A 25,032-nucleotide genomic window follows, 5' to 3' on the forward strand; every position below is an offset into this window, starting at 1 on the left:
TCGACATACGACGGCGTTCGGGGGGGACTGTCATGTCGTTTGTGTCGACCTGTCACTCACTGGGACGGTCTCGGCCCGGAAACGGGGCCGGAGCCGCCAGCGAAGCGACGCGAGTCAGTCGGTCGTGGTCGTAGCAGCCTCCGGGGTTTCGACGCGGGAGGCTTCGAGCGTGCCGCGGCTCCGCAACAACAGGAAGCCGAAGCCGACCTTCGCAGTCACGTCGAGCACCATGAACGCGGCCGTCTCCCAGTACAGCGGGACGAGCGCCAGTCCCTCGGTACCGATGAGCCAGACGATGGGATAGGCCGTCCACAGCAGGATCGTCAGGTTCCGGAGCGTGCCGAACAGGTCCCCGACGTCCCCCGGCTGTGTCGCCGCCTGCGCGGAGAGGCGACTCACCAGCACGTACAGCAAGACGAGGAAGAACGCGGAGCTGATCCCCCACCAGGTGATCCGCATGGCCTGACTCGTCGTGATGATCGTCGCGATGAACCCCGTGACGATCATCCCCACGTCGAGCCCGATGAGCGTCCCGATCGTGTTCCGATTCGCACCCGCCAGCAGGGCCAGATCGAGCAGTAGGAGCGGCGTCGTGAACAGCCAGTCGGCGTATCGCGCCCAGTAGATGTCGAGCGCCGCCTCCTGCCACGGGACCGCGAGCTCTACCAGCCCGAACCCCATCGCCATCGAGAAATACGACAGCGCGGCGATGACCGGGATGAAGATTGTCACGATGAAAAAGGCCTGCCGCTCCGGGTCGTCCTCGCGCCACCCCATCCCGATAAACGCCAGCGCCCCGAGTGCCATTAGTGCCGTACCGATCCACAGCCAGACGCTTTCCGTTCCTGGTTGGACCATAGTCCATCGAGACATAGGATGGGAACCACATAACTGTCATTGGACGAAAATATTAATAACGCGATCGAGTGGTCTAGTCGGTTTCACAGTTCTTATTCCGGAATTACTAGTGCCAGCATCAGTCCACTTTACGGACACATTACCGACAGAGGCGGGGCCAATTCGACCGATGAGTCGGCATGGCAGAATCAAGTTTACGCGACCGTGTGCGATGAACGCAATACACAACTACGGGTACGTCTCGGGGCGTGGTCAGTTCAAACGTCATGTCCACACAGACAGACACAGTTTTCGAACGGGGAGTACAGCTCGCGGCCTGGCAGGCAGGTGTCGTCGGTGGCCTGCTCGGAGCCGCCGTCATGGCCGTCCTGATGGCAGCGATGAGTTCGCCGGTGCTAACGATGGCGATTCCCGCGCTCTACGGGTTCTCCGGGGGTATCGCCGGCGTCACCATCCACCTCGCACACGGCGCGGTGCTGGGCGTCGCGTTCGCGGCCGTCGTTCAGTCCGGCTTCGTGGGCCGACCCTCACCAGGTCGAGTGCTCGGCGCGGGTATCCTGTGGGGCGTTCTCGTCTGGGTGGCGCTCGCAGCGCTCGTCATGCCGGTCTGGCTCGCGACCGTCGGGTTCGCCGGCGCGCCGCCGTTCCCGAACTTCGCGGTGCCGAGCCTCCTGTGGCACGCCGTCTACGGTGCCGTCCTCGGTGGCGTGTACGCCATCACGCGCTGATCAGTCGGGACCACGGCACCCCTTCCGCCGACGACTCGCCAACAAAGGGGCTTTACCCTCGACTCGTCTGGTACCGTGCATGAAGCCGCCGGGGGCCGAGACCGTCGTGGTCCGCTACGGAGACATGAGCACGAAGAGCAGTCGGGTCCGCCGGGACATGGAGCGCCAGCTCGTCGAGAACATCGACGCCTTGCTCATCGACCGCGGGATCCCGGGCGATGTCGAACGCCACTCGACGCGACCGCTGGTCAGGACGACCACAGACGCAGTCGAGGACGCAGCAGCGACAGCGGCCGACGCCTTCGGCGTCGTCTCGACCAGTCCCGCACGCTCGCTCCCGTCCGAAAAGGGGCCAATCCTGGACGCACTGGCCGAAACCGCTCGGGCCTGCTACGACGGGGGGAGTTTCGCCGTCGACGCCCGGCGGTCCGGAACGGACTACCCGTTCACCAGCGTCGACATCGAGGAGGCCGGCGGCCAGGCCGTCTGGGAAGCGGTCGAAGACGACTTCGAGCCCGAGGTCGACCTGGAAGACCCGGACATCACGTTCAGCGTCGAGATCCGCGAGGACGAGGCGTTCCTCTTTTTCGAGGCGGTCGATGGCCCGGGCGGAATGCCCCTGGGGAGCCAGCGAGCGGTCGTCGCCCTGGTGAGCGGCGGCATCGACTCACCGGTCGCGGCCTACGAGATCATGCGGACGGGGTGCCCGATCCTGCCAGTGTACGTCGACCTCGGCGAGTACGGCGGCCCCGACCACCGGGCGCGCGCAGCCGAAACGGTCCGAACCCTCCAGCAGTACGCCCCCAACTTCGAGATGCCGCTCCGCGTCGTGCCGGGCGGCGACACCGTCTCGCGACTGGCCGCGGACCTCGGTACGGGACGTATGCTCGTCTTCCGTCGGTTCTGCCTGCTCGTCGCCGAGGAGATCGCCCTGGACGCGGACGCCCGGGGTATCGTCACCGGCGAGTCCATCGGCCAGAAGTCGAGCCAGACGGCCCAGAACATCAGCGTCACCAGCCCCGTCACGGACCTGCCGGTCTACCGGCCGCTCCTGACGACGGACAAGAACGTCATCACCGAACGCGCAAAGGAGATCGGGACCTTCCACGACTCGACGATTCCCGCCGGCTGTAACCGCTTTGCCCCCGCACAGGCAGAGACGAACGCCCATCTCGACCGTCTCCGCAGGATCGAACCCGACGACCTCCGCGAACGCGCCCGCGACGCCGTCGCCGACGCCGAACTCGTCGACGTCGCGTGAACCGGGCCACCAGCCACCGATCGACCCGTCGACCGTGCCCGACGTTTTTGTCCGAAGACCGGAGCAGGTGCACGTGTGACCGACGTGGGACACAGAGCACTCGTCGCCTACGAACGCGACCGCGACCGCTACGACCTGCATTACTCACACTGGGGGGCACACGACTGGCGACTCGCGACCGCCATCAGGCCCGATCAGCCCTTCGGCCGGCCCGAGAGCGAACACCGTGGCGAGACAACGGCCGTCGATCCGGCGCCGCTCGCGACCGACTGTTCGTTCGACGCCGTCCTCGACGAACACCTCGATTTCCAGGGGTACGAGGCGTTCGTTTCCGTCTCCGAGTCCTTCGAGGTGACATCGTGGCTGGTCTGCTGGTTCGGCCTCCCGGGCGTCGACAGCGACCGACCACGTGACGGCGCTATCGTGTCGGTCGACACCGGGGCTGTCAGGCTCGACGGCGAACGGCTCCGAAGCAGGTTCGCCGGCGCGAAAGAGACAGTCGGGGCAATGGTCGACCGCGGGGACATCGACCCGGAGACGGCCCGTGCGTCCCTGGCAAGGGCGGTCGAGTCGTGGGGCGGGAACGACCGGCCAGTCCATCTCGGGCCAACGACCCGGGCCGCCCTCGGCCGGTGAGCCAGCGGTCGGGCAGGCCGGTCCCGACGGGCTTATTCCGCCCGGGGGCGCTACGTCCGGCCAGTGACAGCGAACGACGGCCACCAGGGAGAGGCCGGCCAACCGGTCGACCACGTCGCCAGTCCGACGCCGGCCCAGGCGAGAGACCGAGTGGCCAATGCCTTCGAGCGAAACGATCTCGTGACGGTGTTCGGCCGGTGTACCGTCGAGTACGAGGGGCGGGCGTCCAGCCACCTCGGCCCGGGCGATCGGCTGGTCGTCTGCAAACCCGACGGAACGACGCTCGTCCACACCGACGAGGGCCACCAGCCGGTCAACTGGCAACCCCCTGGCTGTACCCAGGCGGCCAGACTCACCGACGGCCAGTTCGAGCTGTACAGCCGGCGGTCGACCCCGGAAGAGGAACTCCTCGTCGCCTTCGAGGAGGTACTCCAGGTGACCGGGTACAACCTCACCGACGAGCGCGACCTTTCCCTCGTGGGTACCGAAGAGGACCTCCGTGATCGGATCCTGGCCGAGCCCTCCCTGCTCGAAGCGGGGTTCACACCGCTGGCGACGGAGCGTGAGACCAGCGCTGGTGCAGTGGACATCTTCGGCGAGGACGCCGACGGACGGCGGGTGGTCGTCGAGCTAAAACGCCGGCGCGTCGGTCCGGACGCTGTCGGCCAGTTGACGCGCTACGTCGACGCGCTGAGTCGCGACCTCCACGCCGACGCGGCGGTCCGTGGCATCCTCGTTGCACCCTCGGTCACCGACCGGGCGCGAGAGCTACTCGCCGAAAAGGGCCTCGAGTTCGTCGCGCTGGAGCCCGACGTATGAGAGACGGCTCACCGCATGGCGCGACAGTCGACGAAGCAGTCGATATCGGCGGAGATCCAGCTCGACATCCGCGTGATCCCCTCAGAGTCCCCTGGATAGATAGTACACTGATCCGGCCGCTCGTCGTACTCGACGACGACCGAGACGAGTTCGCACTCGTCCGCACCTGTGCCAGACCGATCAGCCGTAAGATGTTCGCTCATGTGTCGTTCCCAATCCCGTGTGCCGGAGGACCCGTCGACCTCCAACGAGTGGAGCCGAGAACGGTATCGGCTTAGTTATACGCTCGATACCGAGAATCCAGTCCGCGTAACACGTCATTACGCCGGTTTCAGGCGCCGTCATCGGTGACCGGTCGATCGCCCGGACTGTCTCCCACACCGAGAACACTGGTTAGATCCGTCGAGCGCGTCGCTAGCGTGAGTCACAATGCACCAATCGAAAGACGAGATTCCGGTCCGGATCGACACGCCCGACGCGACGGCACGACAACAGACTGACTTCGGTGGGGCGGCCGAATACGGTACGCTCCGTGCCGAACACTTCACGCTCACCGCGGTACGGACATCACGTCGTTACTCGAAGGGCTCGACGGGGCATGCGCCACGAAACCGTCCGGAAGCGAACGCGAGCGGCGGGTTCGCTCACTCTTCGAGCTCGGCCTGGAGTTCCTGCAGGAGCGTCAGCGCCTCCATCGGCGTCGTCGTCGCGAGGTTCTGCTCGCGGATCGTTACGGCGAGGTCGGCGTCGGGTTCGTCGCCGTTCGTCGCGTCTCCCGCCGGCGCGTCCTCGTTCGTTTTCGCCCCCGGCCGGTGACCGTTCGTCGCGTTTATTCCTTCGTAGGTATCACTCGAATCCCCGGCGTCGAGCAGTTCCCGAGAGCGTTCGACGACGGCGTCGGGCACGCCGGCTTCGCTGGCGACCTCGACGCCGTAAGAGGCCGCAGCCGGACCGGGGCGGACATCGTGGTCGAAGCTCACCTCAGTCTCTCGCTGATCCGCCGCGAAGTGCAGGTTGAACACGCCCGCCAGCGCGTCGGCGGCGTCGGTGAGTTCGTGGTGGTGGGTCGCAAAGAGGGTGCGCGAACCGAGTTCGTCGTGGACGTACTCGGTGACGGCGCGGGCGATGGCGAGGCCGTCAGTGGTGCTCGTGCCGCGGCCGACCTCGTCGAGCAAGACGAGCGAGCGGTCGGTCGCGTCCGCGAGGATGTCGGCGAGTTCGGTCATCTCGACCATGAACGTCGACTTCCCGCCGGCGATGTCGTCGCTGGCCCCGACGCGGGTGAACACCCGATCGACCAGCGACAGTTCGGCGTCGGCGGCGGGGACGAAGCTGCCGGCCTGGGCCATGAGCTGGATCAGCGCGACCTGGCGCATGTACGTCGACTTCCCGCTCATGTTCGGGCCGGTGATGACCGCGAAGAAGTCGTCGGCGTCCAGGTGAGTGTCGTTGGGCACGAACGACGCCTGGGTGCGCTCGACGACGGGGTGGCGACCGCCGTCGATGCGGGTGACCTTCGACTCGTCGGTGAACGCCGGGCGAGCGTAGTCGTACTTGGCGGCGACGGTCGCCAGCGACACGAGCACGTCCAGTTCCGCCAGCGTCTCGGCCAGCGCCTGGACTCGCTCGGACTCGGCGGCGACGGTCTCTCGGACCTCCCTGAACAGGCGGTATTCGAGGTCGTCGGCCCGCTGTTCGGCCTGGATGATCTCGTCTTCCCGGGCCTTCAGTTCGGGCGTGTAGAACCGTTCGGAGTTTTTCAGGGTCTGCCGGCGGGTGTAGTCGTCGGGCACCGCATCGAGGTTGGCGTTGGTCACCTCGATGTAGTAGCCGTGGACGGAGTTCTGGCCGACCTTCAGCGAGTCGATGCCCGTCCGCTCGCGCTCCTGGGCTTCCAGCGAGTCGATCCAGGCTTTCCCGGAGCGTTCGGTCTCCCGTAGCTCGTCGAGTTCCGCGCTGTACCCCTCGGCGATGACGCCACCCTCGGTGATCTCGATGGGTGGTTCCGCCCGTATCGCTCGGCCGATCAGGTCCCTAACTTCGGCGAGGTCGTCGAGGTCGTCCCGGAGCGCCCGGAGTTTCCCGCAGTCGCAGTCGGCCATCGCCTCGGCAATGTCAGGAACCACGTCGAGGGTCGCCTTCAGCGATCGGAGGTCCCGGGCGTTGGCCCGACCCCGCGAGACCCGGGAGATGAGGCGCTCGATGTCGTAGACGTCCCGCAGTCGGTCGTGGAGTCGTTCGCGCGTGCGCACGTGGCCGGCGAGTTCGCCGACGGCGTCGTGGCGGGCCTCGATGCGGTCGCGCTCGATCAGCGGGCGACGCAGCCAGTCTTTGAGTTCGCGGCTGCCGAGCGCACAGGCCGTTTCGTCGAGCACCTCGACGAGGGTCGCGCCGGCCCGGCCGTGGACCGCGCGGCGCTCGAACAGTTCGAGGCTCTCCAGTGCGACGGCGTCCAGCAGCATGTACTCGCGAGGATCGTACCGCGTGAGGTGGTTGAGGTAGTCGAGCCGGCCGCGCTCACCCTCGCCCTCGCTCTCGCCACCCCGCGTGTACTCGGCGTAATCCAGCAGCGCCCCGCAGGCCCGGATTTCGGCGTCGGTCGCCAGCAGGCCCTCGGGCGACCCGAAGTACGATTCGACCAGTTCGCGGGCCGGTTCGACGGCGAAGACTGACTGGTCGTGGGGCGTGACCATGCAGTCGTCGGCGAACGGCTCCGTGGGAGCGTCCGGACCGACGACCGCCTCGGCGGGACCGAACCGACCGAGTTCGTCCGCGACGGCCGACTGGCGGTCGGTACTGGTCGCGTAGAAATCGCCCGTCGACACGTCGAGCAGTGCCAGTCCGTACGTCTCGCCGTCGTCGGACTCCGGCCGACTGGTCGAGGGACTTCGTCCCTCGCTAGCAAGACAGGCGACGAAGTTGTTGTCGTCGGTCCGCAGGAGTTCGTCTTCGGTGAGCGTCCCTGGCGTGACGACCCGGGTGACCGCGCGGTCGACGACGCCCGAGGCCTCCTCGGGTTCCTGTACCTGGTCGGCGACGGCCACCCGGTAACCGGCGTCCAGCAGCGTCTCGATGTAGCTCTCGGCGTTGTCGATGGGGATGCCAGCCATCGGGTACTGGCCGGTCGAGTCCTCGCGTTTGGTGAGCGTGATCTCACAGAGCCGGGAGACGCGTTCGGCGGCGTCGCAGAAGGCCTCGTAGAAATCGCCCACCTGGAAGAGGACGAGCGAGTCGTCGTAGGCGTCACACAGCTCGAAATACTGGCGCATCATCGGCGTCAACTCGTCGGCCCGGTCGGCCATCTTCTCGGGTGCGCCAAGCGCCGCGTCCATAGACGAGGGGCAATACGCCCGGCGGCATATGCCCTCCGAATGGTGGTGTCGCGGCTCCCGTCTCGGGACCGTGGTCCCGGCGCGCACGACTGAGGCGGACTTTTCCGTTCGGAGCCCCTGGTGAGGGCCATGAGCACACCCGACCGACCGGAAACGAGCCAGCAACTCGTCGTCTACTCGGATTACGTCTGCCCGTTCTGTTATCTCGGGAAGGCGTCACTGGACCAGTACCGCACGAACCGCGAGGAACCCCTCGACGTAGAATGGCGACAGTTCGACCTGCGCGGGTACAAGCGCCGCCCGGACGGCTCTATCGACCACGAAGTCGACGACGGGAAAGACGAGAGCTACTTCGAGCAGGCCAGGGAGAACGTTCAGCAGCTCAAAGCACAGTACGACGTGGAGATGGAACTCGACCTCTCGATGGACGTCGACTCGTGGAACGCACAGCAGGCCGCGCTGTTCGTCCAGGCTGAACTGGACGGGGACGCCTTCGCCCGGTTCCACGACGCCGTCTTCGACGCGATGTGGCAGGAGGGGCGGGACATCGGCGATCCGGACGTGCTGGAATCGATCGCCGAGTCGGTCGACGTCGACGGCGCGTCGATCCGCGCCGCCGTCGAGAGCGAGGAGTGGGAGAGCCAACTCCGCGAACAGTTCGCCGCCTCTCAGGAGACGGGGATCACCGGCGTTCCGACGTTCGTCTACGGCGAGCACGCGGCCAGGGGCGCCGTTCCGCCCGAGCAGCTCCAGCGACTGGTCGAGGGCGTCTGAGTTCCCGGTGATCGGCCGGCCGGGGCAAGTTCGGACGCGTCGTGCGGACCACCTGCTTGCGGCTTTCTCCACCGGGAGCGAACCACGAAGCAGGTCGACGTTGAACTGCCGGCGGGATGATCGACCAACTCACGGCCGAGCAACTCGCACAAAAACTCGACACCGACGACTCGTTCACCCTCTTCGACACCCGGCCGGAAGACAGCTACGAGGCCTGGCACATCCAGGGAGCCGAGAACGTGCCCTTCGGCCCGGGCGAGGAACTAACCGACGACGAGGCCGACGACATCCGGCGGAAGACGAACGGCCAGTCGATCGTCACCATCTGCGGGAAAGGACTGACCTCGACCGGGTTCGGGTTCGAACTCGAACGGCACGGCTTCGAGGACGTCGCCGTCGTCAAGGGTGGCATGGAAGACTGGAGCGGCGTGTACGAGGTGGTCCCCATCGAGACCGACAGCGAGAACCTCGTCGTCGTCCAGTTACAGCGCCGGGCGAAGGGCTGTCTGGGGTACGTAATCGGCTCGGCCGCGACCGGCGAGGCGGCCGTCGTCGACGCGACCAGACACGCCGACCAGTTCGAGATCGTCGCGGCCGAGGCGGGGCTAACCATCGAACACGTTCTCGACACGCACGTCCACGCGGACCACATCTCCGGCGGTCGGGAACTCGCGGACACGCTCGACGTCCCCTACCACCTGGGCGAGGCAGCGGCCGAGCGTGACGTGGCCTACGAGTACGAACCGGTCGCCGACGGGGACACCATCGAACTCGGCGACGTGGAACTGACAGCCCTGCACACCCCCGGCCACACCTCGGAGATCGTGACCTATCTCGTCGACGACGAGGTGCTGCTGTCGGCCGACACGCTGTTCGTCGAATCGGTCGGACGCACGGAACTCCAGTTCGGCGACGCCGAGGCGGCGACGGGCGCGGAACTGCTGTACGAGTCGCTGCACGATACCATCCTCGAACTCCCCGAGGAGACGCGGATTCTCCCGGGTCACGTCTCAGTCACGACCGACGGTCGCTACGAGGTGGCGTCACCGGGCGAACCCATCGCCGCACGGCTCGGCGACCTCCGGTCCGATCTCGACCTGCTCGGCCTCGACAGGGAGACGTTCGTCGCCCGACTCACGGACCAGACACCGGAAAAGCCGCCGAACTACGAGCGGGTGATCGCTATCAACACGGGACGCGAAGCGCCCGCGGACGAGACCGAGGCGACGGAACTCGAACTCGGGCCGAACAACTGCGCTGCCTGAGAAGCGATCAGGTCGCCGAGTTCGGCTCCCTGGCCCGGCGGAGTTTCCGCTCGACGTCGCGGAGTTTGGCTCTCGCCCCGAGTGCGCCGAGGGCGAAACAAGCCAGCGACACCCCCAGCCCAGCCAGCCCATGCTCCTTGGTTTTTAGCCACGGTACGACCGTCACCGTCGAGACGAACCCTGCCAGAATCAACCAGCCGTTCGCCCGCTTCAGTAGGTCGAAACTCATGAATGCGCTCGTGTCAGCAAGACAGTCGTTGCTTCGCCGCCACCCGGTATAAATCCTGCTCCAGCACCATGAAAGAAAGATCCGGGTGGAGGCGGCACCGCTAAGTGCCACTCGACGGTACCACTCGTTCATGGCCGAACTGGGCAAGGTCGACCGGGACTTCTTCGACGAGTACATCTATCCCCATCTGGGAGCCGACCGCGACGACGTGACCCTCGGCCCCCAGCACGGCGTCGACTTCGGAGCGATCGAGGTCGGGGACAGCGCGGTCGTGATGGCGACCGATCCCGTCTTCATCATGCCATCGCTGGGTTTCGAGCGGGCGGCCTGGTTCGCCTTCCACATTCTGATGAGCGACGTGGCCGTCTCGGGCCTGCCGCCGACGCACCTCTCGGTCGATTTCAACCTCCCGCCCGAGATCACCGACGAGGCCTTCGAGACCGTCTGGCAGACCTTCGACGCGGAGGCCCGGAACCTGGGCGTCTCGGTCGTGACGGGGCACACCGCCCGGTACGCCGGGTGTAACTACCCGATGGTCGGCGGGGCGACGCCCATCGCCGTCGGCGACCCCGACGAGGTGGTCCGCCCGGACGGCGCACGGGTCGGCGACCGCGTCGTCGTCACCAAGGGACCAGCCATCGAGGCGACCGGTCTGCTCTCGATCCAGTACGAACCACTCATGGAGACCGACCTCGATCCCGAAACCATCGGGGACGCCAAAGACCGCTTTTTCGACATGAGTCCGGTCAAGGACGCGCTCACCGCGGCCGCCGCGGGGCCGGTGACGGCGATGCACGACGCCACGGAGTGTGGCATCTACGGCGGGCTCTTCGAGATGGGCCGGGCCGCGGGCGTCAGGATCGCCATCGAGCGAGAGCGGGTCCCGGTCCAGCCCGGCGTGATCGAGGCCTGCGACTTTTTCGGGATCGACCCGTGGATTGCCATCAGCGAGGGGACGCTCCTGTTGACCGTCGACCCGTCGGGCGTCGACGACGTGCTCGGGGCGCTCGCCGACGAGGGGATTCCGGCGGCCGATGCCGGCGAAGTCCGCGAGGGCTCGGGACTGGTCGTCGACGGCGAGAAGACCGAGCACCCGGGGACCGACCCCTTCTGGGCGGCGATGGAGGAGTACGGCGAAAAGCTGGCGGACGCGGGTGAGTGATCCCCGACGCGTCGGGCGGCGTGGCGAGCAGTCACTCGTCGTCGGATCGTGCGATCAGCGCCAGTCCTGTATCTCGGAAACCGTGTCGGACTGGAACCACGAGGTCGGATCGCCTCGGTCGTAGATGACGAGATCACCGTCGGCGGTCTCGAAACTCGCGAACGATCCCTGCTGTTCGGGGGCTGCATCGACTCTCTGTTCTTCCATGATCTGTCGTGTGCGTCGCGGCTACCGGGGCCGTGACGCTGTTACCTGTATGAGAAAGATTCACAAACATAAGCATTGTGTTGAATGTTGTATTGAGTGGCAGTACCATATTAGGGAGTTTAAGGACCGGCAGTAGAGCGGCGACTGCAGTAAAACCGAGTGGTACCACCAGCGACTTACCGGCGGGCCGCGCAGATTCGGACATGACCAGACGACCAGTCCCCGACCGACCGCCGGTCGCGCTGACCATCGCCGGCAGCGACTCCGGCGGCGGTGCGGGCGTCCAGGCCGACGTCAAGACGATGGAGGCCTGCGGCGCGTTCGGTACTAACGCTATCACGAGCGTCACGGCTCAGAACACCCGAGGCGTCGAGAGCACACATCACCTGCCCACGTCGGAAATCAGGGCACAGATCGAGGCCGTCCTCGACGACTTCGACGTGCGGGCGGTCAAGACCGGCATGCTCGCGACGGGCGAGATCGTCGACCTCGTCTGCGAGTACGCGGACCGGCTCCCGGCGCTCGTGGTCGACCCGGTGATGGTCGCGGCGTCGGGCGACCGATTGCTCGACCCGGCGGCAGAAGACGCCTACGAGGACCTCGTCGCCGAGGCGACGCTGGTGACGCCCAACGCCGACGAGGCGGCGGTCCTGACCGGCATCGACCCGGACGACGAGGACGACTGCCGCGCGGCGGGCGAGGCGCTCGTCGAGACGGGTGCCGACGGGGCACTCGTCAAGGGCGGCCACGTCCCCGGCGACGAGGTGGTCGACGTGCTCGTCACCGACGACACCGTCGAGACGTTCCGGCACCCGCGCGTCGACACCGAGGCGACCCACGGGTCGGGCTGTACGCTCTCCAGTGCCATCGCCGCCAGATTGGCGGCCGGCGAGGCCCTCCCGGAGGCCGTCGGGGCAGGCGTCGACCTGCTGTCCCGGGCCGTCCGCTACCCCCTCGACGTGGGCGAGGGACCGGGCAGCGTCCATCACCTGGTCGAGGTGCGCAACGACGCGGCCAGGAACGCGACCGCAGAAGCCGTCGCGGGCGTCGTCGAGCAGTTCGTCGACTGGGACGTGACCCGCCTGGTCCCGGAGGTCGGGATGAACGTCGTCGGCGCGACGCCCTACGCGGAGACCCCGGGCGAGACTGTTGCCGTCGAGGGCAGAATCGCGAAGACGCTGTCGGGCGTCGCGCCGAACCGGGGCGTCAGGTTCGGCGCGTCGAGTCACGTCGCGCGGTTCCTGCTCGCGACGCGGGAGTTCGACGGCGACCTGCGCTTTGCGGTCAACTGCCGGTTCGACGACGGGGTCGAAGCGGCCCTGGGTGCACTCGACGGCCCGGTCGCCGAGTACGACCGGAGCGCCGAACCCGACGCGGTGAAAGCCGAGGAAGGATCGACGATGCAGTGGGGCGCACGGCAGGCGTTCGAGACGGCCGAAGGACGGCCCGTCGCCGTCATCGACCGGGGCGAAGTCGGGAAGGAAGCCATCGTGAAGCTGCTCGCGACCGACGCTGGGGCCCTCGTCGAGCGGGTGTGGACCGTCCTGGAAGAACTCGAACGCTGAGCGGTCAGAGCGCGACGACGACCAGGCCGGAGAGCGCCGCGACGCCAAGGACGGCGGTGACGCGCTTTGCGAGGCGCCGGGTGCCGAGGACCCAGGTCAGGCCCGCCTTCACGAGGGTGTTGGCGACCGCGGCGATGACGATGCCGGTCGTCGCCACCTCCGACGAGACGGCGCCCTCGGCCGCGAGTTTGCTGAGGGTGAGCGTCATGGCGTCGACGTCGGCCAGTCCGGAGAGGAAGGCCGTCGCGTAGATGCCCTGAGCGCCGAAAAAGTCGTTGGCGTACTCCGAAATCAGGAGGACACCGGCGAACAGCGCGCCGAAAAACAGCGCCGGTCGGAGGCGGAAGGGGTTGGACATCTCGGCCTCGACTCCCCCGCGGTTCTCGGCGCGCCAGTAGACGACGACGGCGGCCACCGCGGCGACCGCGGTCATCACGAGCATCGGGACCGCGGCGGCGGGGAGCAGGGCGGGGTTGACGACGGCGATCTCGACGAGCGCCCGGGGGAACATGACGGTCGCGGCGATAACTGCAGCGACGCCGGCGACGCCGTAGAGGCCCGGGTTCTCGGCAGTGCGTTCGGCCATCGACACCGTGGTCGCCGTCGAGGAGACGAACCCGCCGAGGACCCCCGTCAGGAGGATCCCGCGCTCGGTGCCCACGGCGAGCGTCAGGAGGTAGGCCCCGAAGCCCAGCCCGGAGACGAACACGACCATCAGCCAGATGAACCGGGGGTTGAGACCGCCGATGGCGGCCAGGTCCCGGTCCGGGAGCACCGGCAGGACGACGAGCGTCACCAGGACGAACTTCGACGCCGCGCGCCGCTCGCGCTCCTCGACCCGATCGGCCACCGAGTGGATGGCGTCTTTCGCCGAGAGCAGGACCGTCACCACGCCACCCACGACGACGGCGACCAGGAGCCCCTGCTCGGAGTGGGTCGTCAGCGCGCCCAGGAGGACCGTCACGAGTGCCGCCATCACCGTCGTCAGTCCGATATCACTCGCGGTGACGGCTTTCGCCACGTAGGCCGCGGTCAGCGGGACGACCAGCACCGCGACCGCGACGGCGAGCAGGTCGGGAAAAAACGCCTGGACGAGCGCGCCGTACAGCGCGACCAACGGGAACGTCCGGCTCCCGGCGAAGATGCCCGCGGACTCGCTCTGCTCGCGTTCCAACCCGATCAGACCCCCAACACCGAGCGCGGCGAGCAGGCTGACCATCAGCGGCAGCGTCGACCCCGAACCCAACTCGAACATCTCTCGACCGACCACTCGAAGCCCGGAGTGGTCAATGTTCGGGGTCGACCGACGAGGTCACAGCGGGTTAGCGCTGTGGCAGGCGGATCTGCGACTCGCTCGGATTGACGGTCACACCGTCGGAGTCCCGCGAGTTCAGATAGAAGGGATTGGAGACGCTGACCCGGAGCCCGAGTTCGTCACCGGCCGAGACGAATCGCTGGAGCGTCGGATAGGACACGCGGACGCGGTTGGTCCCGGAATCGCCGATACGATAGGCCTCACCCACGTCGTTGATGTTCTCGCCGTCGTGCTGGAGGTTGAAAAACAGGCGCGCCTCCGGGCCGTGGACGTCGACGGAGAGGTCGAGTTCGGGCGTCCCGACGATCTCGCTGTCCTCCTCGACGGTCCAGGTGTAGGTGACGTCGGTGTCGTGCCACCAGCTCCACTGCTCGATCGTGGCGTCGCCGTCCTCGCTTGCCGACGCGAGATCGTAGGGACGCATCGAGACGCCGTCCGGCGGCCACGACGAGGCGGTGCGCCACTCCTCGCGCTGTTTGAGGTACGTCGAGGTCTGTGGCACGTCCGCGTCCGCGCCGCGCACGTGACGATCCATCCAGCGCACGCCGAGGTCGTTCATGCGCTCGCGGGCGTCGAGCGGCACCGCGATCTCCTCGACGGCGTGGCCGCCCTCGTAGAAGGCCAGCCGGGTGTCGACCCCGGCGTCCTGCAACTGCCGGTAGGTCCGCAGGGCCTCGTTGGGCTTGAACAGCGTGTCGTCCCAGCCCTGGACGAGGAAGGCTGGGGTGTCGAAATCGTTCTTGTAAGCGACCGACCGATCCCTGAACGCCTGGACGGCGTCGTCCGGAATCTCGTTGTTCCACGTCGCGTCCTCGTACCACTCGTAGAGGTCATCGGTGACCTGTGACTCGGAGTCGCCGTCGACGGTCCCGATCGTTCCCAGACCCAGCAGGATCGTCAGCCAGCCGCTCTTGATGACGCCGTTGGGTGCCAGCGAGTACGTGAGGTCGTTCCACGTGATGCGGGGGACGATGGCGTCGATCCGGTCGTCGGCCGCCGCAGCCTGGAACTGGATACCACCGGCGTAGGAGACGCCGTCCATCCCGACCTTCGGGTTCCCGGTGCCTTCGAGGGCTACTTCGTCGCGGCCGGCCAGCCAGTCGACCAGCGCGACTGCGTCCCTGGTCTCTTTCGGTCCGTCGAGACCGACGGTACCGTCGGAACTGCCGAAGCCCCGCGAGTCGTAGGTCAGCACGGTGTAGCCGTTTTTCGCGTAGTTGAGCGCTTTCGGTGCCGTGAGTGGCGACTGCCTGAACGCGCCCCAGCCGTGGGTCATCAGGACGGCCGGATGCGGACCGCTGTCGTTGGGCACGTACAGCGTCGCTTCCAGTTCGGTGCCGTCCCAGGAACTGATCGTGTGGTCGGTCGTCGAGACGCCGAAACCCGACCGGGAACCCGAGGCCGTCCCGACGCCGAGCGACAGGCCCGCGACGGCTACCCCCGCCGACCGCAGTAGTTCACGTCTGTCGATACCCCCGCCTCGTCCGTTGGAATCGTGTGTCATGATACTCCCCCAACGGATGCGAATTCCCTACCAGAACGGGTATTTTAACTGCCCCATATCCACGGAAATATAAATATGCCACCGCCGCCGGGGCGGACCCGTAGCGTTTTACCCGGTGTCGCACACACCGGGGAGTATGACAGAGGCGACGGGCATCGTCGGCGAGTTCCTCTCGCTCAAGGCGGAGACGGACGCGGACCTGCTGGCGATGCAATGTGGGGACTTCTACGAGTTCTTCGATTCGGACGCCGAGACGGTCGCCGAGGAGCTGGATCTCACGGTCTCGAAGAAGTCGAGTCACGGCTCGTCGTACCCGATGGCGGGCGTCCCGATCGACGACCTGACGCCGTACCTGAAGGCGCTGGTCGAACGCGGATATCGCGTCGCCGTTGCCGACCAGTACGAGACCGACGACGGCCACGCACGCGAGATCGAGCGCATCGTCACGCCCGGAACGTTCGTCGAAACGGGGGGCGACGACGCCCAGTACCTCGCGGCCGTGGTCCGCGAGGGGTCGGGAGACGACGAGTCCTACGGCGTCGCCTTCGCCGACGTGACGACGGGGCAGTTCCTCGTGTCGAGTCTGGCGGGGACCGACGCAACGGCCGAACTCGTGACGGAACTGTACAAGTTCGACCCCGTAGAGATACTCCCGGGCCCGGACGTGCGGACCGACGACGCCCTGCTCGACCGGATTCGCGAGCGGACGGACGCGACGCTGACGCTGCACGCGGCCAACGACTTCGCGCCGGGGCGGGCGCGTCACACCGTCCGCGAGCAGTTCGGCGACGAAACGGTCGATTCCGTGGGCATCGCCGACGACGAGGGTGCGATCCGGGCGGCCGGTGCAGTGCTCTCCTACGTCGAGGAGACCGGTCAGGGCGCGCTGGCGGCCGTGACCCGCCTCCAGGGGTACGGGTCGGGCGACCACGTGGACCTGGACGCGACCACCCAGCGCAACCTCGAACTGACCGAGACGATGCAGGGCGGCACCGAGGGGTCGCTGTTTTCGACCATCGACCACACGGTCACGAGTGCGGGCGGTCGCCTCCTCAAGGAGTGGCTCCAGCGACCCCGCCGGTCGCGGACGGAGCTACAGCGTCGCCAGTCGGCGGTCGCCGCCCTCGCCGAGGCGGCGATGGCCCGCGAGGAACTCCGCGAGACACTCGACGGTGGCTACGACCTCGAACGCCTCGCCAGCCGGGCGGCCTCCGGCAGCGCCGACGCGGGCGACCTCCTCCGGGTCGCAGGGACCCTCTCCTTGCTCCCCCAGGCTGCCGACCTCGTCGCCGAAACGCCGCGACTGGCCGACTCCCCGCTCGCGTCGGTGATCGAGCGACCGGATCAGGAAGTCGCGGCCGAACTCGCCGCGGAACTCGACGAGGCGCTGGTCGAGGAGCCGCCCTCGACGGTCACCCAGGGTGGCCTGTTCCGAATGGGGTACGACGAGGAATTGGACGAGATCATCGAGCGACACGAGGACGCAAAGGAGTGGATCGCGACGCTGGACGACCGCGAGAAGGGGAAGTACGGGATCACGCACCTCCAGGTCGACCGCAACAAGACGGACGGCTACTACATCCAGGTCGGCAAGAGCGAGACCGACGCGGTGCCGGAGGACTACGAGCCCATCAAGACGCTCAAGAACTCCGAGCGGTACACGATCCCCGAGCTAGAGGAGAAAGAACGGGAGATACTGCGTCTCGAAGAGCAGCGCGGCGACCTGGAGTACGAACTGTTCGAGGCCCTCCGCGAGCGCGTGGCCGAGCGTGCGGAACTACTCCAGGACGTGGGGCGGGCGCTGGCCGAACTTGACGCACTGGCGAGTTTAGCGACCCACGCCGTCCGCAACGACTGGACCCGGCCGGAGCTGGCCGACTCGCGCGAGCTCGACGTTCGCCAGGGTCGCCACCCGGTCGTCGAGCAGACCACGGAGTTCGTCCCCAACGACCTCCGGATGGACGAGGAGCGGCGCTTCCTGATCGTCACCGGCCCGAACATGAGCGGGAAGTCGACGTACATGCGCCAGGCGGCGCTCATTACGTTACTTGCCCAGGTGGGCAGTTTCGTCCCGGCGTCGTCGGCACGGGTCGGCCTGGTCGACGGCATCTACACGCGCGTCGGCGCACTCGACGAGTTGGCGCAGGGACGCTCGACGTTCATGGTCGAGATGCAGGAACTCTCGAACATCCTCCACTCGGCGAGCGACGAGTCGCTCGTGATTCTGGACGAGGTGGGCCGGGGGACCGCGACGTACGACGGCATCTCCATCGCGTGGGCGGCCACGGAGTACATTCACAACAACATCGACGCGCGGACGCTCTTTGCGACCCACTACCACGAGTTGACCGCGCTGGGCGACCACCTCGATCGAGTGGCCAACGTCCACGTGGCGGCGGACGAGACAGACGGCGACGTGACCTTCCTGCGGACGGTGCGTGACGGCCCCACGGACAGGTCCTACGGGATTCACGTCGCCGACCTAGCGGGGGTCCCCGACCCCGTCGTCGACCGCTCGCGGACGGTCCTGGAGCGACTCCGCGAGGAGAAGGCCATCGAAGCGAAAGGGGGCGGCAGCAGCGAACCCGTCCAGGCCGTCTTCGATCTCGACAGCGGGAGTTTCCAGCAGGCGGCCAGCGCGGACGGCGGCGCCGCTCGGCAGGAACGACAGGCAAAGCACGCCGAGGCGGGCGAGCCGGAGCTGGACCCCGAGACGGAAGCCGTCCTGGATGCACTGGAAAGTCTCGACGTGAACGAGACGCCGCCGGTCGAGTTGATGGCGACAGTCCAGGAGTGGCAGGAGCGCTTGGACGAGTAACGGAACGGGGAACGGAGGAAGAGCGGTTATTGCGAGATGGGCTGCGGTTCCGCTTCGGTGTCGTCCTCGCGGGGGAAGTGGCCGATGGTCTCCTCGCGGAACGCCGCCTCGTCGAACTCGTAGTCGTCGTCGAGGAAGTCGACGAGGGTGTGCGTGTCCCGCATGGCGTTTTTCAGGCTGGTCGACGCGCCCGGCGACGGCGTGATGTTGAAGATGATGTCGTCGCCGACGATCTTGGCCTCGCCCATGTCGAGGGATTTGGCCGACGTGTCGACGATCTGCGGTCGAACGCCGCCGTAGCCCTTCGCGCGCTCGATGTCTTCGAGTTCCGCGCTCGGGACGACCTTCTGGACGTGCGGCAGGAACGCCTTCCGGCCGACAGATGGGAGGTCGTAGACGAGGTTCCGGAGGACGTACGGCAGAAGGATGCGGTCCGAGAGGATGTTCGCGTAGCTGAGCATCGCCGCGGCGTTCAGTCCGAACACGTCGAGGAAGTCACGGACCGTCGAGATGCGCCCGCGTTCGAGCGTCGGGACGAGTTTGGCGGTCGGGCCGAAGCGCGTGATCGAGTCGTCGTGGACGTCGGCGTCGCCGTGGACGGCCGCGAAGGGGAGCTTCTTCATCTGGAGCGTGTACACCTTGCCGTTCAGGAAGTCGTCGGCGAGGAAGAAGCTGCCCGCGATCGGGAGCAGGACCTTGTCCTGCCCGTAGCCCATGTTCTTGGCGATCTGGAGGCTGTGGGAGCCGGCCGCGACGACGGTCGTGTCGCAGTCGAACTTCCCGGCCGTCGTATCGAGGGTGTAGCCGTTGGCGGTCTCGGTGATGTCCTCGACTTCGGTCCCGGTGTAGACGTCCACGTTCGGTTCCTCGGTGGCCTGCTCGACGAACGATTTGGAGGTCTCGCCGTAGTCGACGACGTACCCGTCGGGCGTCTGGAGCGCCAGCAGGTCCTTCGAGGGGTCGCGGCCCTCGACGACCTTCGGCTCCAGTTCAGCGATCTCCTCGCGTTCGATGGCCCGGAGTTTCGGGTAGAGGTCCCCGAATCCTTCCTCGTGGTATCGTGCTTCGAGTTGCTCGACTTCCTCGTCGCCGACCGCGAGCACCATCTTGCTGCGTTTGGAGTGCATCTCCCGGTCGGGGTCGGCGTTCTCGAGGTAGCCCGCGAGCATTTCGGCCCCTTCCTTCACTTTCTCGGCCTTTTCGAGGGTGTAGTTGGTCTCGATGTCCCCGAAGTGCAGGGTCTGTGAGTTGTTCGTGTGATCGGAGTTGATCGCCGCGATCTCCGACTCCTTCTCGACGAGCGCGATCGAGTCGATGTCGGTGAACTTCGCGGTCGTGTACAGGAGCGACGCACCGCTGATGCCACCCCCGACGATGACGAGGTCGTATGTTCCAGACATGGTGTGGTAGTGAGTACGTCTCACCCTCAGGACTTCTCTCGTTTAATTCATGCTTTTTCGTCACGGTGGAGTTCGACGATCGTTGAGCACGGCATCGATGATAGTAGACAGCGCGTGGGGAATTCGGCAGTATCGACACGGTCCGCGCCCTCGACGGATGGCACGGCGGACATCTTCGAGGGAGAATATAAACGGCTCGCGGTGCCAGAAGCCGACATGGAATCGATAACGCTCTCGCGGACGCTGTCCGCGCCGCCCGACGCGGTCCGGGAACTGATCGACGACCTCGAACCGTTCATGCGCGCGGCCGGGTTCAGCACGGTCGAGGTCAGCGAGGCGTCGACCGACGCCTCGGGAAGCCGGACGGAGTCCGGCGACGAGGGTGACCGCATGACCATCGGCAAGGGCTTCGCCATGGCGAGCATCGAACTCGATCTCGACCTCGTCGACGACCCGGAGACGGTCCTGGCCTACGAGCAACACGAGGGGATCTTCGAGGAGATGTGGACCGGCTACTACCTGGAGGAAACCGACGAGGGAAGCGAGCTCACGGTGACCACTGAGTTCGCACTGGACGTCGCCGGCGTGGGCGCGATCCTGGACGCGACGGTCATCAAACGCCAGCGCACGAAGGAACTGACCGGCCAGTTCGACTACCTGGAGTCGGAACTCGACGGCTAGTTCTGCAGCCCGAGGTCGTGTTCCATCGAGTTACCGGGGCGGGGGACGCCCTTGGCGGTCACGGTCTCGCCGGTCATGAACGCCGCGGCGGGAGACACGAGGAACTGGACCAGGTCGGCGATGTCCTCGCCGTGACCGATGCGGCGGTCGACCTGCTCGCGCGGGGGCATGTCCTCGCTGTCGATGCCCAGCGTCTCGGCGACGCCGGGGGTCTGGACGAGGCCGGGCGCGACGCAGTTGACCCGGATGCCGTCGTCGGCCCACTCGGTCGCGACGGTCTCGGTCAGTCGGATGATCCCCGCCTTGGCCGTGCCGTAGTGGCTCTCCCCCGGCGCGGGGTGCTGGCCGTTGACGCTGGCCATGTTGACGATCCGCCCGCCGCCGTTCTCCCGCATGACCTCGCCGGCAGCCTGCATGCCGTGGACCGTTCCCATGACGTTGAGTTCGAGGATGGCCTCGAACCCGTTGGCCGAGATGTCCTCGAAGGGCGCGACGAACTCCCCGCCGGCGTTGTTGACGAGGATGTCGAGGCCGCCGAACTCCTCGACCGTTTCCTCGACGAACTCCTCGACGGCCTCCCGGTCGCGGACGTTGCATTCGACGGCGAGGGCCTCGCCCTCGGCCTCGTCGCTGTCGTTGATCGCCTCGGCGACCGGGCCGACGCGGTCCATCTCCCGCGAACAGATGGCGACGTTCGCGCCGCCCGCCGCGAGTGTCTCCGCGATCGATTTGCCGATTCCCTGGCTCGCACCGGTGACGATGGCGGTCTCGCCCGCCACGCCGAAGTCAGGTGTGTGCATCGACACGAAGGGCGGACGCGAGGGTCATGATTCTACCGGTGGGTACAGGAGTTCGGGGCTCATCAGCGGCTTTTTGGCTCGCGGGTTCGACGCTCGTCGAGTGAGCGACCGAACGGTGACCTGGCGGTCGTACGGGCTGGTCGTCGCCGGCGCGCTGAGTTACACCTGTCTGCTGTTCGTCTGGTTCTCGCTACCCGCGTATCTCTCGACGATCATCGCCGAGGTGGGACTCTCCGGAACCGAAGCGGGGCTGCTGGCCGGCGCGGTCCCGCTGACGTACATCCCCCTGGCGCTGTTTTCGGGGCTGGCCGTCGACCGCATCGGACCAGCCAGGAGTCTGGCCGCGGGCCTGATAGTGTTCGGCCTCGCTCAGATCGCGCGGAGCGTCGCCCGGGGGTTCCCGGGGTTGCTGGCGACCACGCTCCTGATCGGCGTCGGCGCGACCGCCATCACCTTCGGCCTGCCCAAACTCGTCTCCGTGCTCTTCCCGCCCGACCGGACCGGGCTACCGTCGTCCCTGTACCTCGTCGGCTCCTCGGCGGGGACGGCGGCGGCCTTCGGCCTCGGTCGGCCGATCATCGGCCCCGCGCTTGGGGGCTGGCGACCGCTCTTTCTCTGGAGCGGCGTCGTTACTCTTGGCTACGCCGCGGTCTGGCTGGCCATCATCCGGCTGTCGGGATTGCCCGGCGGGGCGACCGGGGACGAGTCGGCGTTCACGCCGGGCTCGCTCGGACGGGACATCCGGGCCGTGCTCGGCCACCGCGAACTCCGACTGGTGGTGCTCGTCGGCGTGACCTACCTGCTGATCATCCACGGCCTCCAGGGGTGGCTCCCGACCGTGCTGGAGTCCCGGGGCCTCTCGGCCGCGCGGGCGGGCCAGACCACCACGCTGCTCGTCGGGGCCAACGTCGTCGGCATTCTCGTGGTGCCCGGCCTCGCCGACCGGTTCGACGCCCGCCGGAGCGCCATCGCCGGTAGCGGACTGGTCGCCGGGCTCGGCGTCGTCGGGATCATCACCGGCGGAGCGACGCCGCTGGCGGCGGCCGGCATCGTCGCCGCGGGCCTGGGCGTCGGGGGCCTCTCGCCGCTGGTGCGAGCGATCCCGCCGAGCCTCGACGGCATCGGGGAGCGACTGACGGGGGCGGCCGTCGGCCTCGTCTTCGCCGTCGGCGAGGTCGGGGGGTTCCTCGGCCCGGTCGTGATCGGGACGCTCCACGACGCGACCGGCTCGTACGTCCCGGGGCTGGCCGTGCTTGCAGGCGGTGGCCTCGTCGCGATGGCCGCCGGCGTCGCGATGCGGGCGGCCTGACCGCGGGGCTCCAGCAGTATACTCATACTGTCGGACAGAAATTTTCACAATCGATGTCTGTCGAGCGGGCAGTAATCTGCGATATTTCAGCCCGAGCGTCGATCCGGTGTTTACGTGCTTCTGTCCGGCAGTATCAAGTGGCCGAGTCCCCTCGTCGTCGGCATGCACGAGGACGGGGAGATACGGGAACTCGACCCGAAGACGGTCGAGCGCATCGCGGCCGGCGAGGTGGTCGAGCGCCCGGCCTCCGTGGTGAAGGAACTCGTCGAGAACAGCCTCGACGCCGACGCCAGCCGCGTCGAAGTCGCCGTCGAGGCCGGCGGCAAGGACGGCATCCGCGTGACCGACGACGGACTCGGCATGTCCGAATCCGAGGTCCGCCGCGCCGTCGAGAAACACACCACCTCGAAGATTCGCGACATCGAGGATCTGGAATCGGGCGTCGCCACGCTGGGCTTTCGCGGAGAGGCGCTCCACGCCATCGGCGCGGTGTCGCGGCTGACCATCAAGACGCGCCCCCGGGGCGGCGACGAGGGCACCGAACTCCGCGTCGAGGGCGGCGACGTGACCGAGGTCCGGCCCGCGGGTTGTCCGGAGGGGACGACCATCGAGATCGAGGACCTCTTCTACAACGTCCCGGCGCGGCGGAAGTACCTCAAACAGGACGGGACGGAGTTCGCCCACGTCAACGACGTGGTGACCAGCTACGCGCTGGCCAACCCCGAGGTGCGGGTGTCGCTCACCCACGACGGCCGGGAGACGTTCGCCACCACGGGACGAAACGACCTCCAGAGCACCGTGATGTCCGTCTACGGTCGGGAAGTCGCCAAAGGAATGGTCGAAGTCGATCCCGACGGACCAAACGAGGCCGGCGAAGACGATGCCGCCCTGCCGGAGGGCCCGCTCGACGGCGTGTCCGGGCTGGTCAGCCACCCCGAAACGACCCGGGCGAGCAACGACTACGTGACGACGTACGTCAACGGCCGGTACGTCCGATCGGGAACCGTCAGGGACGCAATCGTCGACGCCTACGGCAACCAGTTGGCTCCCGACCGCTACCCCTTCGCCGTCCTCTTTCTGGACCTGCCCGGCGACACCGTCGACGTGAACGTCCATCCCCGGAAGATGGAGGTCCGCTTCGCCGACAGCGAGGGCGTCCGCGAGCAGGTGGAGACGGCCGTCGAGAACGCCCTGCTTCGGGAGGGAATCGTTCGCTCGTCGGCGCCGCGGGGTCGATCCGCGCCGGACCAGGCCGAGATCGTCCCGGAGCGCGAGGGAGAGACCGCCGACGGCGATCAGCCGGCAGAGACATCCGAAGCGGAGACGCCCCAGGGAGAGACAGCAGAGGCCGACGTAGTCACGGACGACGGCGACGACCCCTCACCACCGGACCCGCCGACGAGACGGGGTGACCCCATCGGGCCGAACGATATCCGGGAGTCAGGCGGTGCTGCGGGGGACGGTTCGGTCGGTGACGAGACCGGGGCCGCGGACGCTCGACGGGAAACCGGGGGCAGTACCGAGGGCGAGAGTCGCTCGGCGGCCGACGGCACGGCCACCGGTCCCGAGAAAACCGAAGAACCGACGACCGGCCAGCGAACGACCGACCAGCAGGCCGAGACGGCGACGGGTTCGCCGGACGCGGGACCGCACGATCACAGCGGACGCTTCCGGCCGGGGACCGAACAGACCCGCCTCGGCTCGGGCGACCCGGTCGAGGCGGCCGGCGAGCGCGCGGCGTTCGACCGGTTGCCGTCGATGCGCGTGCTCGGACAGGCCCACGAGACGTACATCGTCGCCGAGACGCCCGACGGCGTGGTGCTGATCGACCAGCACGCGGCCGACGAGCGGGTCAACTACGAGCGGTTGCGCGAGCGCTTCGCCGGCGAGACGGCGACCCAGGCGCTGGCGGACCCGGTCGAACTCTCGCTGACCGCCCGGGAAGCCGAACTGTTCGCCGAGTACGAGGACGCGCTCGCTCGCCTTGGCTTCCGGGCCGAACGGGTCGACGACCGCACCGTCGAGGTTCGGACGATGCCGGAACTGGTCGCCGAGGCCGCCGGCCCGGAACTCGTCCGGGAGGTGCTGTCGGCCTTCGTGACGGGCGAGGCGGCGGCCGCAGAGACGGTCGACGCCGTCGCGGACGAACTCGTCTCGGACCTGGCGTGTTACCCCTCGATCACGGGCAACACGTCACTGACCGAGGGATCGGTGCTGGCCTTGCTGGAGGCGCTGGACGACTGCGAGAACCCCTGGGCCTGTCCCCACGGGCGACCGGTGCTCATCGAACTCGACAGCGAGGAGATCGAAGACCGGTTCGAGCGGGACTATCCCGGCCACGGCGGGTGAGGGGGTGCTCGGCGACAGAA

The 25,032-nt window shown here is 67.5% G+C and carries 21 protein-coding genes; 12 read left to right on the forward strand and 9 right to left on the reverse strand.

Annotated features, from left to right (window positions below; translation table 11 throughout):
* Positions 1 to 114: 114 nt before the first annotated feature.
* Positions 115 to 858 (reverse strand): bacteriorhodopsin, encoded by a 744-nt coding sequence (locus E2481_RS07205; RefSeq protein ID WP_136716467.1) that lies wholly within the window; start codon positions 856 to 858, stop codon positions 115 to 117.
* Positions 859 to 1,124: 266 nt separating this feature from the next.
* Here E2481_RS07205 and E2481_RS07210 point away from each other — a divergent pair, with 266 nt between their 5' ends.
* The 4 genes from E2481_RS07210 to nucS all read left to right on the forward strand — a co-directional run bounded on the left by E2481_RS07210 (position 1,125) and on the right by nucS (position 4,302).
* A complete protein-coding gene (locus tag E2481_RS07210; RefSeq protein ID WP_136716468.1) occupies positions 1,125 to 1,586 on the forward strand; it encodes a histidine kinase in 462 nt (153 codons plus the stop codon).
* A gap of 79 nt (positions 1,587 to 1,665) precedes the next feature.
* Positions 1,666 to 2,847, forward strand: coding sequence for a tRNA sulfurtransferase (locus E2481_RS07215; protein WP_136716469.1), 1,182 nt, complete (start codon positions 1,666 to 1,668; stop codon positions 2,845 to 2,847).
* A gap of 75 nt (positions 2,848 to 2,922) precedes the next feature.
* Complete coding sequence (locus E2481_RS07220) at positions 2,923 to 3,483, forward strand: DUF6735 family protein (protein ID WP_136716470.1); 561 nt, start codon at positions 2,923 to 2,925, stop codon at positions 3,481 to 3,483.
* Positions 3,484 to 3,546: 63 nt separating this feature from the next.
* Positions 3,547 to 4,302, forward strand: coding sequence for an endonuclease NucS (gene nucS, locus E2481_RS07225; protein ID WP_136716471.1), 756 nt, complete (start codon positions 3,547 to 3,549; stop codon positions 4,300 to 4,302).
* 8 nt (positions 4,303 to 4,310) lie between these two features.
* Here nucS and E2481_RS07230 read toward each other — a convergent pair whose 3' ends face one another.
* Together E2481_RS07230 and mutS (E2481_RS07235) are read right to left on the reverse strand one after the other, a co-directional pair.
* Positions 4,311 to 4,505, reverse strand: coding sequence for a DUF7511 domain-containing protein (locus E2481_RS07230; RefSeq protein WP_136716472.1), 195 nt, complete (start codon positions 4,503 to 4,505; stop codon positions 4,311 to 4,313).
* Between the two features lie 441 nt (positions 4,506 to 4,946).
* Positions 4,947 to 7,634, reverse strand: a complete 2,688-nt coding sequence (mutS, locus tag E2481_RS07235) for a DNA mismatch repair protein MutS (protein WP_136716473.1) — start codon at positions 7,632 to 7,634, stop codon at positions 4,947 to 4,949.
* A gap of 129 nt (positions 7,635 to 7,763) precedes the next feature.
* Between mutS (E2481_RS07235) and E2481_RS07240 the strand changes: the two genes are divergently transcribed.
* The gene (locus E2481_RS07240; RefSeq protein ID WP_136716474.1) at positions 7,764 to 8,408 is read left to right on the forward strand and encodes a DsbA family oxidoreductase; all 645 of its coding nucleotides are present in this window, start codon (positions 7,764 to 7,766) and stop codon (positions 8,406 to 8,408) included.
* A 116-nt stretch (positions 8,409 to 8,524) separates the two neighbouring features.
* Positions 8,525 to 9,673 (forward strand): MBL fold metallo-hydrolase, encoded by a 1,149-nt coding sequence (locus tag E2481_RS07245; RefSeq protein ID WP_136716475.1) that lies wholly within the window; start codon positions 8,525 to 8,527, stop codon positions 9,671 to 9,673.
* A gap of 7 nt (positions 9,674 to 9,680) precedes the next feature.
* Here the strand turns inward: E2481_RS07245 and E2481_RS07250 are convergent, their stop codons facing one another.
* Positions 9,681 to 9,902, reverse strand: coding sequence for a hypothetical protein (locus E2481_RS07250; protein WP_136716476.1), 222 nt, complete (start codon positions 9,900 to 9,902; stop codon positions 9,681 to 9,683).
* A 130-nt stretch (positions 9,903 to 10,032) separates the two neighbouring features.
* On the opposite strand from E2481_RS07250, the gene E2481_RS07255 reads away from it, so the two are divergent.
* Positions 10,033 to 11,064, forward strand: coding sequence for an AIR synthase family protein (locus E2481_RS07255; protein ID WP_136716477.1), 1,032 nt, complete (start codon positions 10,033 to 10,035; stop codon positions 11,062 to 11,064).
* A 54-nt stretch (positions 11,065 to 11,118) separates the two neighbouring features.
* Here E2481_RS07255 and E2481_RS18645 read toward each other — a convergent pair whose 3' ends face one another.
* A complete protein-coding gene (locus tag E2481_RS18645) occupies positions 11,119 to 11,271 on the reverse strand; it encodes a DUF7331 family protein (protein ID WP_169302393.1) in 153 nt (50 codons plus the stop codon).
* Positions 11,272 to 11,474: 203 nt separating this feature from the next.
* Between E2481_RS18645 and thiD the strand changes: the two genes are divergently transcribed.
* Entirely contained in the window at positions 11,475 to 12,836 is a 1,362-nt protein-coding gene (gene thiD, locus E2481_RS07260) for a bifunctional hydroxymethylpyrimidine kinase/phosphomethylpyrimidine kinase (RefSeq protein WP_136716478.1), read from the forward strand.
* 4 nt (positions 12,837 to 12,840) lie between these two features.
* On the opposite strand, the gene E2481_RS07265 is transcribed toward thiD, so the two are convergent.
* On the reverse strand, positions 12,841 to 14,091 hold the full coding sequence (locus tag E2481_RS07265; RefSeq protein WP_136716479.1) for an MgtC/SapB family protein: 1,251 nt from the start codon (positions 14,089 to 14,091) through the stop codon (positions 12,841 to 12,843).
* A 67-nt stretch (positions 14,092 to 14,158) separates the two neighbouring features.
* The gene (locus E2481_RS07270) at positions 14,159 to 15,655 is read right to left on the reverse strand and encodes a CocE/NonD family hydrolase (protein ID WP_136716480.1); all 1,497 of its coding nucleotides are present in this window, start codon (positions 15,653 to 15,655) and stop codon (positions 14,159 to 14,161) included.
* A 136-nt stretch (positions 15,656 to 15,791) separates the two neighbouring features.
* Between E2481_RS07270 and mutS (E2481_RS07275) the strand changes: the two genes are divergently transcribed.
* The gene (mutS, locus tag E2481_RS07275) at positions 15,792 to 18,473 is read left to right on the forward strand and encodes a DNA mismatch repair protein MutS (RefSeq protein WP_136716481.1); all 2,682 of its coding nucleotides are present in this window, start codon (positions 15,792 to 15,794) and stop codon (positions 18,471 to 18,473) included.
* Between the two features lie 26 nt (positions 18,474 to 18,499).
* On the opposite strand, the gene E2481_RS07280 is transcribed toward mutS (E2481_RS07275), so the two are convergent.
* On the reverse strand, positions 18,500 to 19,873 hold the full coding sequence (locus E2481_RS07280) for an FAD-dependent oxidoreductase (protein WP_136716482.1): 1,374 nt from the start codon (positions 19,871 to 19,873) through the stop codon (positions 18,500 to 18,502).
* A gap of 216 nt (positions 19,874 to 20,089) precedes the next feature.
* Between E2481_RS07280 and E2481_RS07285 the strand changes: the two genes are divergently transcribed.
* The gene (locus E2481_RS07285) at positions 20,090 to 20,554 is read left to right on the forward strand and encodes an SRPBCC family protein (RefSeq protein WP_136716483.1); all 465 of its coding nucleotides are present in this window, start codon (positions 20,090 to 20,092) and stop codon (positions 20,552 to 20,554) included.
* Here the strand turns inward: E2481_RS07285 and E2481_RS07290 are convergent.
* The gene (locus E2481_RS07290; protein WP_136716484.1) at positions 20,551 to 21,354 is read right to left on the reverse strand and encodes an SDR family NAD(P)-dependent oxidoreductase; all 804 of its coding nucleotides are present in this window, start codon (positions 21,352 to 21,354) and stop codon (positions 20,551 to 20,553) included. The two genes, E2481_RS07285 and E2481_RS07290, sit on opposite strands and share 4 nt — an antisense overlap.
* 100 nt (positions 21,355 to 21,454) lie before the next feature.
* Between E2481_RS07290 and E2481_RS07295 the strand changes: the two genes are divergently transcribed.
* On the forward strand, positions 21,455 to 22,663 hold the full coding sequence (locus tag E2481_RS07295; protein ID WP_250137753.1) for an MFS transporter: 1,209 nt from the start codon (positions 21,455 to 21,457) through the stop codon (positions 22,661 to 22,663).
* A gap of 162 nt (positions 22,664 to 22,825) precedes the next feature.
* Positions 22,826 to 25,012, forward strand: coding sequence for a DNA mismatch repair endonuclease MutL (gene mutL, locus E2481_RS07300; protein ID WP_136716486.1), 2,187 nt, complete (start codon positions 22,826 to 22,828; stop codon positions 25,010 to 25,012).
* Positions 25,013 to 25,032 lie beyond the last annotated feature (20 nt).

It is taken from the genome of Halorientalis salina (genome assembly GCF_005049285.1).
In the GTDB taxonomy this organism is placed as follows: Archaea; Halobacteriota; Halobacteria; order Halobacteriales; family Haloarculaceae; genus Halorientalis; species Halorientalis salina.